At 55.1% G+C, this 13,870-nt stretch carries 13 protein-coding genes; 9 read left to right on the top strand and 4 right to left on the bottom strand.

The window, feature by feature from the left end:
* The first annotated feature begins 57 nt into the window (after window positions 1-57).
* Window positions 58-1,236: a D-xylose utilization transcriptional activator XylR gene (gene xylR / locus MRY16398_RS00895; RefSeq protein WP_039080169.1), complete on the top strand. Its 1,179-nt coding sequence runs from the start codon at window positions 58-60 to the stop codon at window positions 1,234-1,236.
* 78 nt (window positions 1,237-1,314) lie between these two features.
* On the opposite strand, the gene MRY16398_RS00890 is transcribed toward xylR, so the two are convergent.
* Window positions 1,315-2,142 carry a protein bax gene (locus MRY16398_RS00890; protein WP_039080168.1) on the bottom strand — a complete coding sequence of 276 codons (828 nt, stop codon included), beginning with the start codon at window positions 2,140-2,142 and terminating at the stop codon, window positions 1,315-1,317.
* A gap of 317 nt (window positions 2,143-2,459) precedes the next feature.
* On the opposite strand from MRY16398_RS00890, the gene MRY16398_RS00885 reads away from it, so the two are divergent.
* Window positions 2,460-4,490, top strand: coding sequence for an alpha-amylase (locus tag MRY16398_RS00885; protein WP_125123728.1), 2,031 nt, complete (start codon window positions 2,460-2,462; stop codon window positions 4,488-4,490).
* Here MRY16398_RS00885 and MRY16398_RS30500 read toward each other — a convergent pair.
* A complete protein-coding gene (locus MRY16398_RS30500) occupies window positions 4,487-4,627 on the bottom strand; it encodes a hypothetical protein (RefSeq protein ID WP_172600613.1) in 141 nt (46 codons plus the stop codon). The two genes, MRY16398_RS00885 and MRY16398_RS30500, sit on opposite strands and share 4 nt — an antisense overlap.
* A gap of 83 nt (window positions 4,628-4,710) precedes the next feature.
* Here MRY16398_RS30500 and avtA point away from each other — a divergent pair, with 83 nt between their 5' ends.
* On the top strand, window positions 4,711-5,964 hold the full coding sequence (avtA, locus tag MRY16398_RS00880) for a valine--pyruvate transaminase (RefSeq protein WP_125123727.1): 1,254 nt from the start codon (window positions 4,711-4,713) through the stop codon (window positions 5,962-5,964).
* A 65-nt stretch (window positions 5,965-6,029) separates the two neighbouring features.
* Here avtA and MRY16398_RS00875 read toward each other — a convergent pair whose 3' ends face one another.
* A complete protein-coding gene (locus MRY16398_RS00875; RefSeq protein ID WP_071195052.1) occupies window positions 6,030-6,503 on the bottom strand; it encodes a 4Fe-4S dicluster domain-containing protein in 474 nt (157 codons plus the stop codon).
* Window positions 6,504-6,626: 123 nt separating this feature from the next.
* Complete coding sequence (yiaJ, locus tag MRY16398_RS00870; protein WP_039080164.1) at window positions 6,627-7,442, bottom strand: IclR family transcriptional regulator YiaJ; 816 nt, start codon at window positions 7,440-7,442, stop codon at window positions 6,627-6,629.
* A gap of 222 nt (window positions 7,443-7,664) precedes the next feature.
* Here yiaJ and MRY16398_RS00865 point away from each other — a divergent pair, with 222 nt between their 5' ends.
* The 6 genes from MRY16398_RS00865 to MRY16398_RS00840 all read left to right on the top strand — a co-directional run bounded on the left by MRY16398_RS00865 (window position 7,665) and on the right by MRY16398_RS00840 (window position 13,858).
* A complete protein-coding gene (locus tag MRY16398_RS00865; RefSeq protein WP_039080163.1) occupies window positions 7,665-9,185 on the top strand; it encodes a sugar ABC transporter ATP-binding protein in 1,521 nt (506 codons plus the stop codon).
* A gap of 17 nt (window positions 9,186-9,202) precedes the next feature.
* Window positions 9,203-10,273: an ABC transporter permease gene (locus tag MRY16398_RS00860; RefSeq protein WP_071195054.1), complete on the top strand. Its 1,071-nt coding sequence runs from the start codon at window positions 9,203-9,205 to the stop codon at window positions 10,271-10,273.
* Window positions 10,274-10,336: 63 nt separating this feature from the next.
* Window positions 10,337-11,404: an ABC transporter substrate-binding protein gene (locus MRY16398_RS00855; RefSeq protein WP_223878814.1), complete on the top strand. Its 1,068-nt coding sequence runs from the start codon at window positions 10,337-10,339 to the stop codon at window positions 11,402-11,404.
* 1 nt (window position 11,405) lies between these two features.
* A complete protein-coding gene (locus MRY16398_RS00850) occupies window positions 11,406-12,269 on the top strand; it encodes an SMP-30/gluconolactonase/LRE family protein (protein WP_079496910.1) in 864 nt (287 codons plus the stop codon).
* A 111-nt stretch (window positions 12,270-12,380) separates the two neighbouring features.
* A complete protein-coding gene (yiaK, locus tag MRY16398_RS00845) occupies window positions 12,381-13,379 on the top strand; it encodes a 3-dehydro-L-gulonate 2-dehydrogenase (protein WP_039080160.1) in 999 nt (332 codons plus the stop codon).
* A gap of 11 nt (window positions 13,380-13,390) precedes the next feature.
* Window positions 13,391-13,858: a YhcH/YjgK/YiaL family protein gene (locus MRY16398_RS00840; RefSeq protein WP_039080159.1), complete on the top strand. Its 468-nt coding sequence runs from the start codon at window positions 13,391-13,393 to the stop codon at window positions 13,856-13,858.
* Window positions 13,859-13,870: the final 12 nt, after the last annotated feature.

The following is a 13,870-nucleotide window of genomic DNA, read 5'->3' as shown; positions in this document are numbered from 1 at the left end:
CGGCAGTGTGCCGAATATGATAATCAGAATTAATGATTAACCAGCGACGGAACCGATATGTTCGAGAAACGCCACCGCATTACGTTGTTATTCAATGCCAACAAAGCCTATGACCGCCAGGTGGTTGAAGGGGTTGGTGAATATTTGCAGGCGTCACAATCTGAGTGGGATATCTTCATCGAGGAAGATTTCCGTACCCGCATCGAAAACATCAAAGAGTGGCTCGGCGATGGCGTCATTGCCGACTATGACGATCCTGAAATTGAGCGCCTGCTGGCCGATGTCGACGTACCGATTGTCGGCGTCGGCGGCTCCTATCACGCACCGGAAAACTACCCTCCGGTGCACTACATCGCCACCGATAACTTTGCCCTGGTCGAGCAGGCCTTTTTGCATCTCAAAGAGAAAGGGGTGCACCGTTTTGCGTTCTATGGTCTGCCCACCTCCAGCGGTAAACGTTGGGCCGTTGAGCGAGAGCATGCGTTTTGTCAGTTGGTCGCACAGGAGAAATACCGCGGGGTGGTCTATCAGGGGCTGACCACCGCGCCTGAGAACTGGCAGCACGCCCAAAATCGGCTGGCTGACTGGCTACAAACGCTGCCACCGCAGACGGGCATTATTGCCGTTACCGATGCCCGCGCCCGTCACGTGCTCCAGGTGTGCGACCATCTGCATATTCCGGTGCCGGAGAAACTCTGCGTGATTGGCATCGACAACGAAGAGCTGACTCGCTACCTGTCACGCGTGGCGCTCTCGTCGGTTGCGCAGGGAACCCGGCAGATGGGCTATCAGGCGGCGAAACTGCTGCATCGCCTGCTGGACAACGAGCCGATGCCACTGCAGCGTCTGCTGGTTCCACCGGTACGTGTGGTGGCGCGACGCTCAACGGATTACCGCTCCCTGAATGACCCGGCGGTCATTCAGGCGATGCATTACATCCGTAATCACGCCTGTAAGGGTATCAAAGTAGAGCAAGTGCTGGATGCCGTCGGGATTTCACGTTCGAATCTGGAAAAGCGCTTTAAAGAGGAAGTGGGCGAAACCATCCATGCGGTGATCCACGCGGAAAAACTGGAAAAAGCACGCAGCCTGCTGGTTTCCACCTCCCTTTCCATCAACGAAATTTCGCAGATGTGTGGCTATCCGTCACTGCAATATTTCTATTCGGTATTTCGCAAAGAGTACGACAGCACGCCGAAGGATTACCGTGAACGCTACGGTGAGACACTGATTTAACCGGGAATTCAGGAACAGAGTATTCAGGAAAGAAAAACGCCTTCCGGGTGGAAGGCGTTATGCAATGACATGTGACTATTACATGTGCGAGGCGATGAGTTGCTGGTTGTCCTGATACATGGCAAACAGATAGTTGTTATAGCTCGCGCCTTTCGTTGAGTAGCCTTTCAGCTTATGAATCATGTTGCTGGCTGTCACTTCCTGGTCCGCTTTACGCAACTGCGCACGGGACTTACGGAAAGAAGCATAAGCCGGGTGAGTGTTCAGATTCACCACATAAGCATCCACGGACTCTTTCACCGATTCAAAGTGCGAATAACCTTTCACTTTGCCTGGACCGTTTTTACAACTGCCTTTCCCGCATTTCATGCCGAACAGGTTGTTGTTGGTACGCGCCAGTTTTGAAGTACCCCAGCCGCTTTCCGCCGCCGCCATGGTCGCGACCATACTGTCCGGGATAATATCCACGCGTTCCATCAACGCATTCCACGGAATACGGCGGGTATTGCCAGACCAGCTCACCTTGTAGCGTTTGGCGATATCCTTCAAGCGTGTACGGTCCGCCGTCGACCATTGTTGGCTATATTGACGTGACATCAGCCAGTTACGGTCAGCGGTAATCGCTGCATTTTGACTGGTAATATAAGGCATGACCGTCCGGAGAAACGCTTTCTTTCTTGGTGCTCCGGAAGGGTATTTTCGCAAGTCAGGAAGTGAACTGCTATTTACACTATTGCGAGAATACTCTTGTTTACTGCTTGCCTGTTTTGTACCGGTCGTCTTTGAGATTGGGGCTTTGTGACTCGCTGTTTTGCTGTGCGTCTGCGCAAGCACCTCACCTGAAAATGCGATGGTGAGTAACATGAGTATCGTGGCCCCTAGTCGTCGCAAGGGAGTCGATATCATTAAGTCTCCTGGTCGGATATAAACATTCCAACACCTTATTTTTTACACAATTTTGAGAGCTGAATCTCAAATCATATCAAAAATAGCGCTTCAGGGCACGTACAGAAATAATCCAATTCCGAAAGCCTGTCATCTCAAACCTGCTACGTCACGAAAACAACAGCATAGATTTGTGGCGGTTATCGCAAATTCTGCGCAAAATTTGCGCACGATCACTCACCCGGCGCTCTCCACCCTGGCGATTGCGCTCACGGGATGAGTTGCCCGCGCCGGGCTAATGACACAATGGTAAAAACGGATGCCTCGGGAAGGATCAGATGAAATACAGTGCCCTTTTTCTCCTGCTTATACCGGCCTTCGCCAGCGCTAACTGGTCGGCTCCCGGTCTCTCTGCCTTTTCCGATGATGGTACCGGAGTCTGGCGTAGCAACAGCACATTACAGAAAGGGTCATACCCGCTGACGCTGCACCTTGATCAACAATGCTGGCAGCCTGCCGCCGACATCAAACTCAACCAGATGCTCTCCCTTAAACCCTGCACAGGCGATGCCCCCCAGTGGCGCGTTTTTCGTGAAGGGAATTATCAGATTCAACTCGATACCCGCTCCGGCACGCCAACGCTAATGCTGTCGGTAAAAAGCGAAGCCGTCACCCAGGCCGTTAATGTCGTGCGCCAGTGCCCCACCTGGGACGGTAAAGCCCTGACGCTGGACGTCAGCAAGACATTCCCGGAAGGGAGCATGGTGCGCGATTTCTACAGCCAGAAAACAGCGATGGTGCAAAACGGAAAGATAACGCTGCAACCGGCTAACGGTAGCGGCGGCCTGCTGCTGCTCGAACGCGCTGAAACCACCGCCCCTGCCCCCTTTAGCTGGCAAAACGCGACGGTCTATTTCGTGCTGACTGACCGCTTCGTCAACGGCGATCCGTCGAATGACAACAGCTACGGACGCCACAAAGACGGGATGCAGGAGATTGGCACCTTTCACGGCGGCGACCTGAAGGGGCTTACCAGCAAACTCGACTACCTGCAGCAGCTTGGCGTCAATGCCCTGTGGATCAGCTCCCCGCTTGAGCAAATCCACGGCTGGGTAGGCGGTGGAACAAAAGGCGATTTTCCGCATTACGCCTACCATGGCTACTACACGCAGGACTGGACCCGTCTGGACGCCAACATGGGCAGCGAAGCGGATTTACATACTCTGGTCGATGAAGCCCATAAGCGCGGTATCCGTATCCTTTTTGACGTGGTGATGAACCACACCGGCTACGCGACGCTGGCAGATATGCAGGAATTTCAGTTCGGCGCGCTGTATGTTCAGGGTGAAGAGCGCAAAAAAGTGCTCGGCGAGCGCTGGACAGACTGGCGGCCAGGCCCGGGGCAAAGCTGGCACAGCTTTAACGACTTTATCAATTTCAGCGACAAAGCGGCCTGGGAGAACTGGTGGGGCAAAAAGTGGATCCGCACCGATATTGGCGACTACGACAACCCCGGCTTCGATGACCTGACCATGTCGCTGGCCTTTCTGCCGGATCTGAAAACCGAATCCACCACGCCGTCAGGATTACCGAACTTTTATCGTCATAAACCCGATACCGCCGCACGAGAGATACCTGGCTACACGCCGCGAGATTACCTGACCCACTGGCTAAGTCAGTGGGTGCGTGATTACGGCATCGACGGTTTCAGGGTCGATACCGCCAAGCATGTCGAACTCGCGGCCTGGCAGCAGTTGAAAACCCAGGCCATCGACGCGCTGGCCGAATGGAAAAAAGCGAACCCGCAGAAAAAACTCGACGACGCGCCGTTCTGGATGACCGGAGAATCCTGGGGGCACGGTGTCATGCGCAGCGATTATTACAACCATGGCTTCGACGCGATGATCAATTTTGATTACCAGGAACAGGCCGCGGGTGCGGTGAAATGCCTGGCGAATATGGATCTCGTCTGGCAGCAGATGGCAGAAAAGCTGCAGGGCTTTAATGCGCTGAGTTATCTCTCTTCCCATGACACGCGTCTGTTCCGCGACGGCGGTCAGGAAGCGGCAGAGTTGCTGATGCTGGCGCCAGGGGCAGTACAGATTTTTTATGGCGATGAAACCAGCCGGCCTTTCGGGCCGACCGGCTCCGACCCGCTACAGGGGACACGTTCGGACATGAACTGGCAGGACATCAACGGCAAGGCGGCGCCAACCCTGCAACACTGGCAAACGCTGGGGCAATTCCGCGCGCGTCACCCGGCACTGGGGGCGGGTAAGCAGACAACGCTTAGCCTGCCACAAGGATACGGCTTCGTGCGCGAGCACAACGGCGACAAAGTGATGGTGGTCTGGGCGGGGAATCGCTAATTCTCTTCCTGCGTAGCGTTTACGCCGCCTTCCAGTATATTCCCCGGCGGCGCTGCGCTGGCCGGGACGACAAACTCATCGGCATCACAATATAAAAACCCGCCAAACCATAAATTCACAAAATAAAACGTCACCACACCCCATCTCATCCGATTTGCACAGCAGGGTATGTAGCGCTATGGTTAGCCATTTTTAAAATCGGCCCGACAGAACAGCAGCTATGACATTTTCACTTTTCGGCGACAAATTTACCCGTCACGCTGGCATCACCCGCCTGATGGAAGACCTTAACGATGGCCTGCGCACACCGGGCGCCATCATGCTCGGCGGCGGTAACCCGGCGCAAATTCCGGCGATGACCGACTACTTCCATAATCTGCTGGCAGAAATGGTCGAAAACGGCAAAGCCACTGATGCGCTGTGTAATTACGATGGCCCACAAGGGAAGACCGAACTGCTGACGGCGCTGGCAAGCATGCTGCGCGATGAACTGGGCTGGGACATTGAACCACAAAATATTGCACTGACAAACGGCAGCCAAAGCGCGTTTTTCTACTTATTCAATCTGTTTGCTGGTCGCCGTGCCGACGGAACCACCAGTAAGGTGCTGTTTCCATTAGCGCCTGAGTACATCGGCTACGCCGATTCCGGGCTGGAAGAAGATCTATTTGTCTCCGCACGCCCGAATATCGAACTGCTGCCGGACGGCCAGTTCAAATACCATGTCGATTTCGAACACCTGCACATCGGTGAAGAGACCGGGATGATCTGCGTATCGCGCCCGACCAACCCAACCGGTAACGTCATTACCGATGAAGAGCTGATCAAACTGGATGCGCTGGCCAATCAACACGGCATTCCGCTGGTTATTGATAACGCCTATGGCGTCCCCTTCCCGGGCATTATTTTTAGCGAAGCGCGGCCTTTATGGAATCCGAATATTATCCTCTGCATGAGCCTGTCGAAGCTGGGTCTGCCGGGAAGCCGTTGCGGTATTATCATCGCCAACGACAAGGTGATATCCGCCATCCGTAATATGAACGGCATTATCAGTCTCGCACCGGGCGGTATTGGCCCGGCCATGATGTGCGAAATGATTAAGCGCAACGATCTGCTGCGCCTGTCAGAAACCGTGATTAAGCCGTTTTACTACCAGCGTGTGCAGGAAACGATCGCGATTATTCGCCGCTACCTGCAGGAAGAGCGCTGCCTGATCCACAAGCCCGAAGGGGCCATCTTCCTCTGGTTGTGGTTTAAAGACCTGCCGATCACGACCGAGCTGCTGTACCAGCGTCTGAAAAAGCGCGGCGTGTTAATGGTCCCCGGCGACTATTTCTTTCCTGGGCTGGATAAGCCATGGCCGCACACGCACCAGTGTATGCGCATGAACTATGTGCCAGACCCGGAAAAAATCGAAGCCGGCGTGAAAATCCTCGCCGAGGAAATTGAAATCGCCTGGCGTGAGCACGCGTAATCAGCAATCCGGCCCTCTTGATGAGGGCCTCCTCTTCGCATCTCTTAACCAGAAACGTCAATACGTTACGCTAAATGACTGTTGAGGCGGCTTTGTCGCAGCCTGATGGGATCGATGCATGCTAATGCGCTGGTCGGGCAGGCTTCCACACAGGCAGGTCCGGTTTCACGGTGCAGACACAGATCGCATTTTTGCGCCTGTACCTGGTCATTTTCCATCGTCACCTGCATGGCGCCGAACGGGCAGGCCAGCATGCAACTCTTACAACCGATGCACAGCGTCTGCTCCACATACACTGCGCCATTGACCCGGCTGATGGCCCCTACCGGGCAAACATTGGCGCATGGGGCGTCTTCACAGTGACGACAGGTGACCGCCGTGGAAAAAGAGCCGGTTTTTACCACGCGAATCCGTGCGCTGAAGGTTTGCGGGGAGATAGCCGCGCAGTCCTGATCCTGCTGGTGTGAGACCACACAGGCGACTTCACAGGTACGACAGCCGATACATTTGGTCGAATCCGCAAGTATAAAACGGTTCATTCTCCACACCCCTGATACAGAAAAATTCCGTTCAGAGTGCCAGAGAATGAACCGTCTTCGCTTTGATCCCGATGGGGAAAGCGGGTAAATCGTTCATTTGCCTGATCACATCTGGCCTTCTGCCTACACGCGCAGCGTAAATCCCAGCTCGTTAGAGATAGCCTGCGCCGTATCACGCAGCGGTTTGAGCAGGTTTTTCTCGCCAATCTGTTTCAGGCGTGATGTAGAAAGCGAAATAGAGATGGCGTACGGCACGCGGTGGTGAATATCAAACACCGGGACAGCAATGCAGGAGACGCCCAGCTCATTTTCTTCACGATCCATCGCCATACTGGTTTCGCGGATCTGCGCCAGCTCGTCGTACATCGCGGGCAGGCCGGTAATGGTATTACGCGTCAACGGTTGAATCTGTTCCTGATGCGTCTCCCAGTACTCTTTCACATAATCGGGCTGACCGAAGGCCATATAGATTTTACCCATCGCCGAGCAGTACAGCGGCATATGCTGACCAATATAGGCGCGCGTACGCAGCATACCCGTCGTCGGTTCCAGTTTGTAAATCAGAATGGCGTGATCGTCTTCGCGGCTGGAGAAATTGATGGTTTCCCCGGTCGCCAGGTTCAGCGCTTCCAGATGCGGCGCGGCAACATGGATAATATTCAGCGACGTGAGCGCCTTTTGTCCGACAGCGATAAATTTTGTGGTTAAGCGATAACTCCCGGCAGCGGGCGCGGGGGTCACGTAGCCACAGGATTGCAGCCCTTGCAGCAATCGGTGCACGGTACTTTTATTCAGCCCCGCCAGTTCGGACAAATGCGCCAGCGGACAACCGTTCGGGTAATTGCTCAGTATCTCTATCAACATCAAACCGCGAAACAAGCTCTGGCTTCCTGCCGGCCTCTCTTTCTCCTGCGTGTTTTCACTCTCTTTGGTGTTCATCGCTTTCGCCTCCTTTTTGTGGCGACCTGATGGTAGCGCAAAGTGTGTTTCACTTCACGATCTGAACAGAAAATTTGTAATTTATTGATTTTATTACATTTCAAAAATATATCCAGCAATTGCTTTGTCAAATTATGATCGCTATATTTGAAATCAGATTTCGCATAGTGAAATTTACAGGTCGCACAACGTTCTCATTCCCTCGGTGGGAGGTCATCTTAAATGGCAGAAGCAGCAGTGTTATCTCCTTTGTTATCCATGCGCCATATCGTTAAGCGCTTTGGGGGAAATGTGGCGGTCAACAACGTCAGCCTGGATATCTATCCGGGCAAGGTTGTGGCGCTGCTGGGGGAGAACGGTGCGGGCAAATCCACGCTGATCAAAGTACTGGCCGGTGTCTATTCCCGCGACGGTGGCGAAATCCTGTTTCGCGGTGAGCCGGTGGATTCTGCCGCCGCGCTGCGCCGGGGCAACGAGCAGCCTATTGCCTTTATCCATCAGGACTTAGGTCTGGTGGAGTGGATGACTGTCGCGGAAAACATGGCGCTGGTGATGGGTTTTCCCCGTCGCTTTGGGCTGATTGACTGGGCGGCAACACGTCGTCAGGCGCAAAAAGCGCTGGAAGATATCGGCATTCAGCTTGATCCGGATGACCGCGTGTTCGACCTCTCCCGCACTGAAAAATCGCTGCTGGCAATAGCCCGTGCGGTAGCGGTTGATGCCTCGGTGCTGGTGCTTGATGAGCCGACGGCCTCTCTTCCCGCGGACGATGTTCGCCACCTGTTTCGGGTAATGAACATCCTGCGGGAAAAACAGGTCGGCATGATTTATATCACCCATCGTCTGGATGAGGTGATGGAGATGGCCGATTCCGTCTGCGCCATGCGCGATGGTTGCTATGCAGGTGGTGGTGACATCGACCACTACACCCTGCGTGGTCTGGTCGAACTGATTGTTGGCGAAAGTCTGCGTGACGACCAGCGCCAGGCGTTACCCGACGGTGATGCGCCGGTGCTGTTAAAGATGGACAACGTCAAAGTGGGTGATACCGGCCCCGTCTCTTTCGAGCTTCGTGCTGGTGAGATGGTGGCGCTCGCCGGTCTGCGCGGCGCCGGACAGGAAGAGATTGGACGTTTGCTGTTTGCCTGCCGTACGCAGGAAAGCGGACAAATCACATTAAATGGCGTGCCGTTTACGGCGACAACACCAGGGGAGGCGATGTCTGCGGGCGTCTCTTTTGTCGCAGGCGATCGCCTTCATGAAAGTCTGATTCCGGGCATGATGGTGCGTGAAAACTTGTTTATGAACCCGTGTAAACACGGTCACGCCCCGCTGTCCCGCTATAACGAAAAAAGCGAAGCGCCGATGAGCTGGGAGAAAATCCGCCAGTTCGATGTCCGGCCAGCGCAGATCAACATTGAAATCAGCGCGTTGTCCGGCGGCAACCAACAAAAAGTCGTGATGGCGCGCTGGCTTTCACTCAATGCTCCACTGCTCATTCTGGAAGACCCGTCCGCGGGCGTTGATGTCGGCGCGCGTGCGGAAATCTATGACCTGCTCAATCAGGCGCTGCAAAACGGCGTCGCCATTCTGGTCATCTCCAATGACCTGGAAGAGGTGGCGCATATCTGCAACCGGGCGCTGGTGTTTAACCGTGGGCAGATTGTCGGCGAGCTTCTCAACCAGGATGTCACCTTCGCCAGATTGCTCGAACTGGCGTCAGGCAGCGGCACACTACATTAAGTCGGAGTGCGTTAGTTATGGCTAAAACATCAATGAAATCGACGGCCCTGGAATCACGCGTATCGCTTCATGAACACGGTGCCGCCGCCTGGCTTGGACAATTAACCACCCGTTACGGCCTGCCCGTTATCTGCGTGGTACTGGTTATCGTTTTTTCGCTGACGACGCCCTCATTCGCTTCACTGCTGACCTTACAGGCCATTCTCGACAGTAAATCGAAAATCGCCCTGCTGGCGCTGGCGGCGACCATCCCGATGATTGTCGGGAAAATTGATCTTAACGTCGGCTTTGGCATCGTGCTCTGGCACATCCTCGCCATCACGTTGCAGGTGGAATATGGCTTTTCCTGGCCGGTGGCCGTGGCCATCGTGCTGGCGCTCTCCGCGCTGTATGGCCTGCTGAACGGCATTCTGGTGGCGCTGGCCGACATCGATAGCTTCGTGGCTACGCTCGGCTCCGGCACCGTGCTCTACGCCATCGCGCTCTGGCACTCCGGCGGACGGCAGATTGTCGGCGACTTACCGGACGCCTTTATTGCCCTGCACCATTCAGACCTGTTTGGCATTCCGGTGGTGGCTTTTTATGTCCTGTTTGCCGCCGTGGTGCTGTGGATCATCACCGAACACACCCCGATTGGTCGCTGCATGTATGCGGTGGGCGGTAACCCGGTCGCGGCTGCGCTCAACGGCATCGCCGTTAACCGTTACACCATCGGCGCCTTTATCGCCTCCAGCACCTTAACCGGGTTTACCGGGGTGATCATTGCCGCCGAGCAGGGCGTGGGCCAGGCCAGCGTCGGCATGGACTATCTGCTGCCTGCCCTTGTGGGGGCGTTCCTTGGCAGTACCACTATTCGTCCGGGGCGCGTGAACGTCTGGGGCACGGTGGTCGGGATTGCGGTACTGGCGATCGGTATCGCCGGGATTCAGCAGTTTGGCGGCGCATTCTGGGTCGAACCGCTGTTTAACGGTGCGACGCTACTGTTGTCGATTACCCTGGCCGGTTATGCACAGCGCCGCCGGGCATTAAATAAAAAACTGGTGCAGCGTGCTCAAACGACCGCACCGGGCTCCTCTGTTACCCAATGACTCTCGCGTAAGGAACTGAAAATGTATAACAAAATAGTTCAGTGCTGTCTGGCTGCCGGGTTGATGATGGCAAGCGGTTTCGCCCTGGCCGATGACAGCTATGTTCAGCAGGCGCAGGCGGCGATTGCCAAAGCAACCGCGCCTGTCACCGTGTGGGATGGCCCAACGCAGGGCCCGGCGTTACAGCCGAACAAAAAGATTATCTTCATCGCGTCTGACATGAAAAACGGCGGCGTGCTGGGCGTTAAAGAGGGGCTTGAAGAAGCGGCAAAAATCGCGGGCTGGCAACTCGACGTGCTGGACGGTGCAGGTTCGGTAAAAGACCAACTGGCGGCGCTGAACCAGGCGATTGCCCGCAAACCGGACGGTATCGTGATTGGTGGCTGGAACCCGAACGTCGCCAAAATCCCGCTCAAAAAAGCGGTGAAAGAGGGCATTGTACTGACCGCATGGCACGCTGTTCCGGCGCCGGGTCCGGTTCCGGCTTACAACATTTTCTACAACGTGACCTCCGACTCTAACGAAGTGTCACGCATGGCGGCACTCTACGCCGTCGCGAAATCCAACGGCACGGCAAAGGTGCTGATTTTCACCGATTCGCTCTACCAAATCGCTCTGGATAAAGCCAACGCGATGAAGAAAGTGATTGAGCAATGCAGCGGCTGCCAGGTGGTTGAATTTATCGATACCCCGCTTGCCGACACCTCTAACCGCATGCCGGGCATGACCTACAGCCTGATGCAAAAATATGGTGATAAGTTCGAATACTCTTTGGCCATCAACGACCTGTACTTCGACTTTATGGCCCCGGCCCTGCAAACCGCGGGTAAAGGCACGGATGGCAAGCCGCCGTACAACATTTCGGCTGGCGACGGTTCCGTTACCGCCTACCAGCGCGTACGCGATGGCAAAGCGCAAGTCGCGACCGTGCCAGAGCCGCTGAAACTGCACGGCTGGCAGTTACTGGATGAGTTCAACCGCGCCTTCGCCGGTAAACAACCTTCTGGCTATGTCACCCCGGCGCACCTGGTCACCAAAGAAAACATCAGCGCCGATGGCGGCCAGAACAATGAATTCGACCCGGGTAACCAGTATCGCGATCACTACAAAGCCATCTGGGGAGTGAAGTGAGATGTTAGCCGTCGCGGGCAGTTTTGAACGCCTGTGTTCTCCGGCCATCTGGGCGGAAGGCCCGGTGTGGCTGGCAGAACAGCAGAGCGTGATTTTCAGCGATGTGAAGGGCAACAAGATGTACCGCTGGAGTGCGCAAAACGGCGTCAGCGTGTTTCGCGCTGAGTCCCACTTTGCCAACGGCAACGCGCTGGATAACGAAGGACGTTTGTTAACCTGCGAACATGGCCGTCGCGGTATCAGCCGGACAGATAAGCAGGGAAATCACACCCTGCTGGTGGACAAAATCGACGGGCTGCGTTTCAACTCGCCCAACGATATCGCAGTGCGTCAGGACGGGTCGATTTGGTTTACCGACCCACCCTACGGCATCGTCGGCGACGAAGAGGGTTATCGCGCGGCAAGCCAGGTCATCGGCTGCTACGTCTATCGTTTTGATGAAGCGAACAACCGGGCGACGATCGCCATCAGCGATACTCAGCGCCCTAACGGGCTGGCCTTCTCGCCGGATGATAAATGGCTCTACGTGGCGGATATGTCGATTATTGATTTTCCGACGCAGGGCCGCCGGGAAATTCGCGCCTACCGTCTCGACGGCGATAGCGCGGTATTTTCTCACGTGGTCACCCAGGTTGCTCCGGGTATTCCGGATGGCTTTTGCGTTGACCCGGCGGGGAATATTTTCTGTAGTTGCGAGACCGGCGTTTTGATTTTCTCGCCGCAGGGGACGCTGCTGGAAACGATTCCCGTCCCTGAGCGCGTCTCTAATTGCACGTTTGGTGGGCCTGACGGAAATACACTGTTTATTACCGCGACCACATCGCTTTACCGGGTGACCATCGCCCCCTCCCGTATTCAGGGATAAACAGGATTAATACCGAAGCGCACCGGCCCTGCCGGCGCGTTTTCACAACCCAACATAGTTTAGTGGAATGTCATTCCACTATGTAAAACGAAGATGTGATGGAGAAAGCGTATGTTATTGAGTTTTTCTGATCTTAAAAATGAGTTTAACCGTGTCCTGCTGGCACGCGGTGTGGCGGCAGAAACCGCCGATGCCTGTGCGGAGATGTTTGCCCGCACCACCGAGTCAGGGGTCTATTCACACGGCGTAAACCGTTTCCCGCGCTTTATCCAGCAACTGGAAAATGGCGACATCATTCCGGATGCGCTGCCAAAACGCATCACGTCGCTGGGGGCGATTGAACAGTGGGATGCCCAGCGTTCTATCGGCAACCTGACCGCGAAAAAGATGATGGACCGCGCGATTGAACTGGCCTCCGACCACGGTATCGGCCTGGTGGCGGTACGTAACGCTAACCACTGGATGCGCGGCGGCAGCTACGGCTGGCAGGCAGCGGAGAAAGGCTACATCGGTATTTGCTGGACCAACTCCATCGCCGTTATGCCGCCGTGGGGCGCGAAAGAGTGCCGTATCGGGACTAACCCGCTGATCGTTGCCATTCCGTCCACGCCGATCACCATGGTGGATATGTCCATGTCGATGTTCTCCTACGGCATGCTGGAAGTGAACCGCCTGGCGGGCCGCCAGTTGCCGGTTGAGGGTGGCTTCGACGACGAAGGTAAGCTGACCAAAGACCCGGCGCCGATTGAGAAAAACCGCCGCATTCTGCCGATGGGCTACTGGAAAGGTTCTGGCCTCTCTATCGTGCTGGATATGATTGCCACCCTGCTGTCCGATGGTTCTTCCGTGGCCGCCGTCACCGAAGACAACAGCGACGAGTTCAACATTTCGCAGGTCTTTATCGCCATCGAAGTGGACAAACTGATCGACGGTGCCACCCGTGATGCCAAGCTGCAACGCATCATGGATTACATCACGACCGCTGAACGTGCCGATGAAAATGTCCCTGTGCGTCTGCCGGGCCATGAATTTACGCGTCTGCTGGAAGAAAACCGCCGCAACGGTATCACCGTTGACGACAGCGTGTGGGCGAAAATCAAGTCGCTGTAAGGATTATCATCATGATTTATGGACATATTTCTCAACCCAACGCCTGCCGGTATCCGGCAGCGATTGAAAAGGCACTGGAATTCCTGCGCACCACGGATTTCAGCAAGCTGGAGCCGGGCGTGGTGGAAATTGAGGGGCGCACGATTTACGCGCAGATCCTCGACCTGACCACTCGCCCTCACGATGAGCTGCGCCCGGAAGTGCATCGCCGTTATCTGGATATTCAGTATTTATATTCCGGCGAAGAACAAATCGGTGTCGCCATTGATACCGGTAATAACGTGGTGAGCGAAGAATTACTTGAGCAGCGCGATATTATTTTCTATCACGACAGTGAAAACGAATCGTTGATTGAAATGGTGCCAGGGAATTACGCCATATTTTTTCCGCAGGATGTCCATCGTCCTGCCTGTAATAAACACAGAGAAACAGCGATCAGAAAAATAGTCGTTAAAGTTGCGGTTTCCGCATTGAATTAATCCGTTATTTAT

Source organism: Phytobacter sp. MRY16-398 (assembly GCF_003925915.1).
Lineage (GTDB): Bacteria > Pseudomonadota > Gammaproteobacteria > Enterobacterales > Enterobacteriaceae > Phytobacter > Phytobacter diazotrophicus.
Note: the sequence above shows the minus strand (reverse complement) of the source record. Positions and strands in the feature narration are given on the sequence as shown.

What these genes read in the sequence shown, in the direction of transcription:
- xylR (WP_039080169.1), top strand. Translation starts at nt 58, where the DNA reads ATGTTCGAGAAACGCCACCGCATTACGTTGTTATTCAATGCCAACAAA.
- MRY16398_RS00890 (WP_039080168.1), bottom strand. Translation starts at nt 2,142, where the DNA reads ATGATATCGACTCCCTTGCGACGACTAGGGGCCACGATACTCATGTTA.
- MRY16398_RS00885 (WP_125123728.1), top strand. Translation starts at nt 2,460, where the DNA reads ATGAAATACAGTGCCCTTTTTCTCCTGCTTATACCGGCCTTCGCCAGC.
- avtA (WP_125123727.1), top strand. Translation starts at nt 4,711, where the DNA reads ATGACATTTTCACTTTTCGGCGACAAATTTACCCGTCACGCTGGCATC.
- MRY16398_RS00875 (WP_071195052.1), bottom strand. Translation starts at nt 6,503, where the DNA reads ATGAACCGTTTTATACTTGCGGATTCGACCAAATGTATCGGCTGTCGT.
- yiaJ (WP_039080164.1), bottom strand. Translation starts at nt 7,442, where the DNA reads ATGAACACCAAAGAGAGTGAAAACACGCAGGAGAAAGAGAGGCCGGCA.
- MRY16398_RS00865 (WP_039080163.1), top strand. Translation starts at nt 7,665, where the DNA reads ATGGCAGAAGCAGCAGTGTTATCTCCTTTGTTATCCATGCGCCATATC.
- MRY16398_RS00860 (WP_071195054.1), top strand. Translation starts at nt 9,203, where the DNA reads ATGGCTAAAACATCAATGAAATCGACGGCCCTGGAATCACGCGTATCG.
- MRY16398_RS00855 (WP_223878814.1), top strand. Translation starts at nt 10,337, where the DNA reads ATGATGGCAAGCGGTTTCGCCCTGGCCGATGACAGCTATGTTCAGCAG.
- MRY16398_RS00850 (WP_079496910.1), top strand. Translation starts at nt 11,406, where the DNA reads ATGTTAGCCGTCGCGGGCAGTTTTGAACGCCTGTGTTCTCCGGCCATC.
- yiaK (WP_039080160.1), top strand. Translation starts at nt 12,381, where the DNA reads ATGTTATTGAGTTTTTCTGATCTTAAAAATGAGTTTAACCGTGTCCTG.
- MRY16398_RS00840 (WP_039080159.1), top strand. Translation starts at nt 13,391, where the DNA reads ATGATTTATGGACATATTTCTCAACCCAACGCCTGCCGGTATCCGGCA.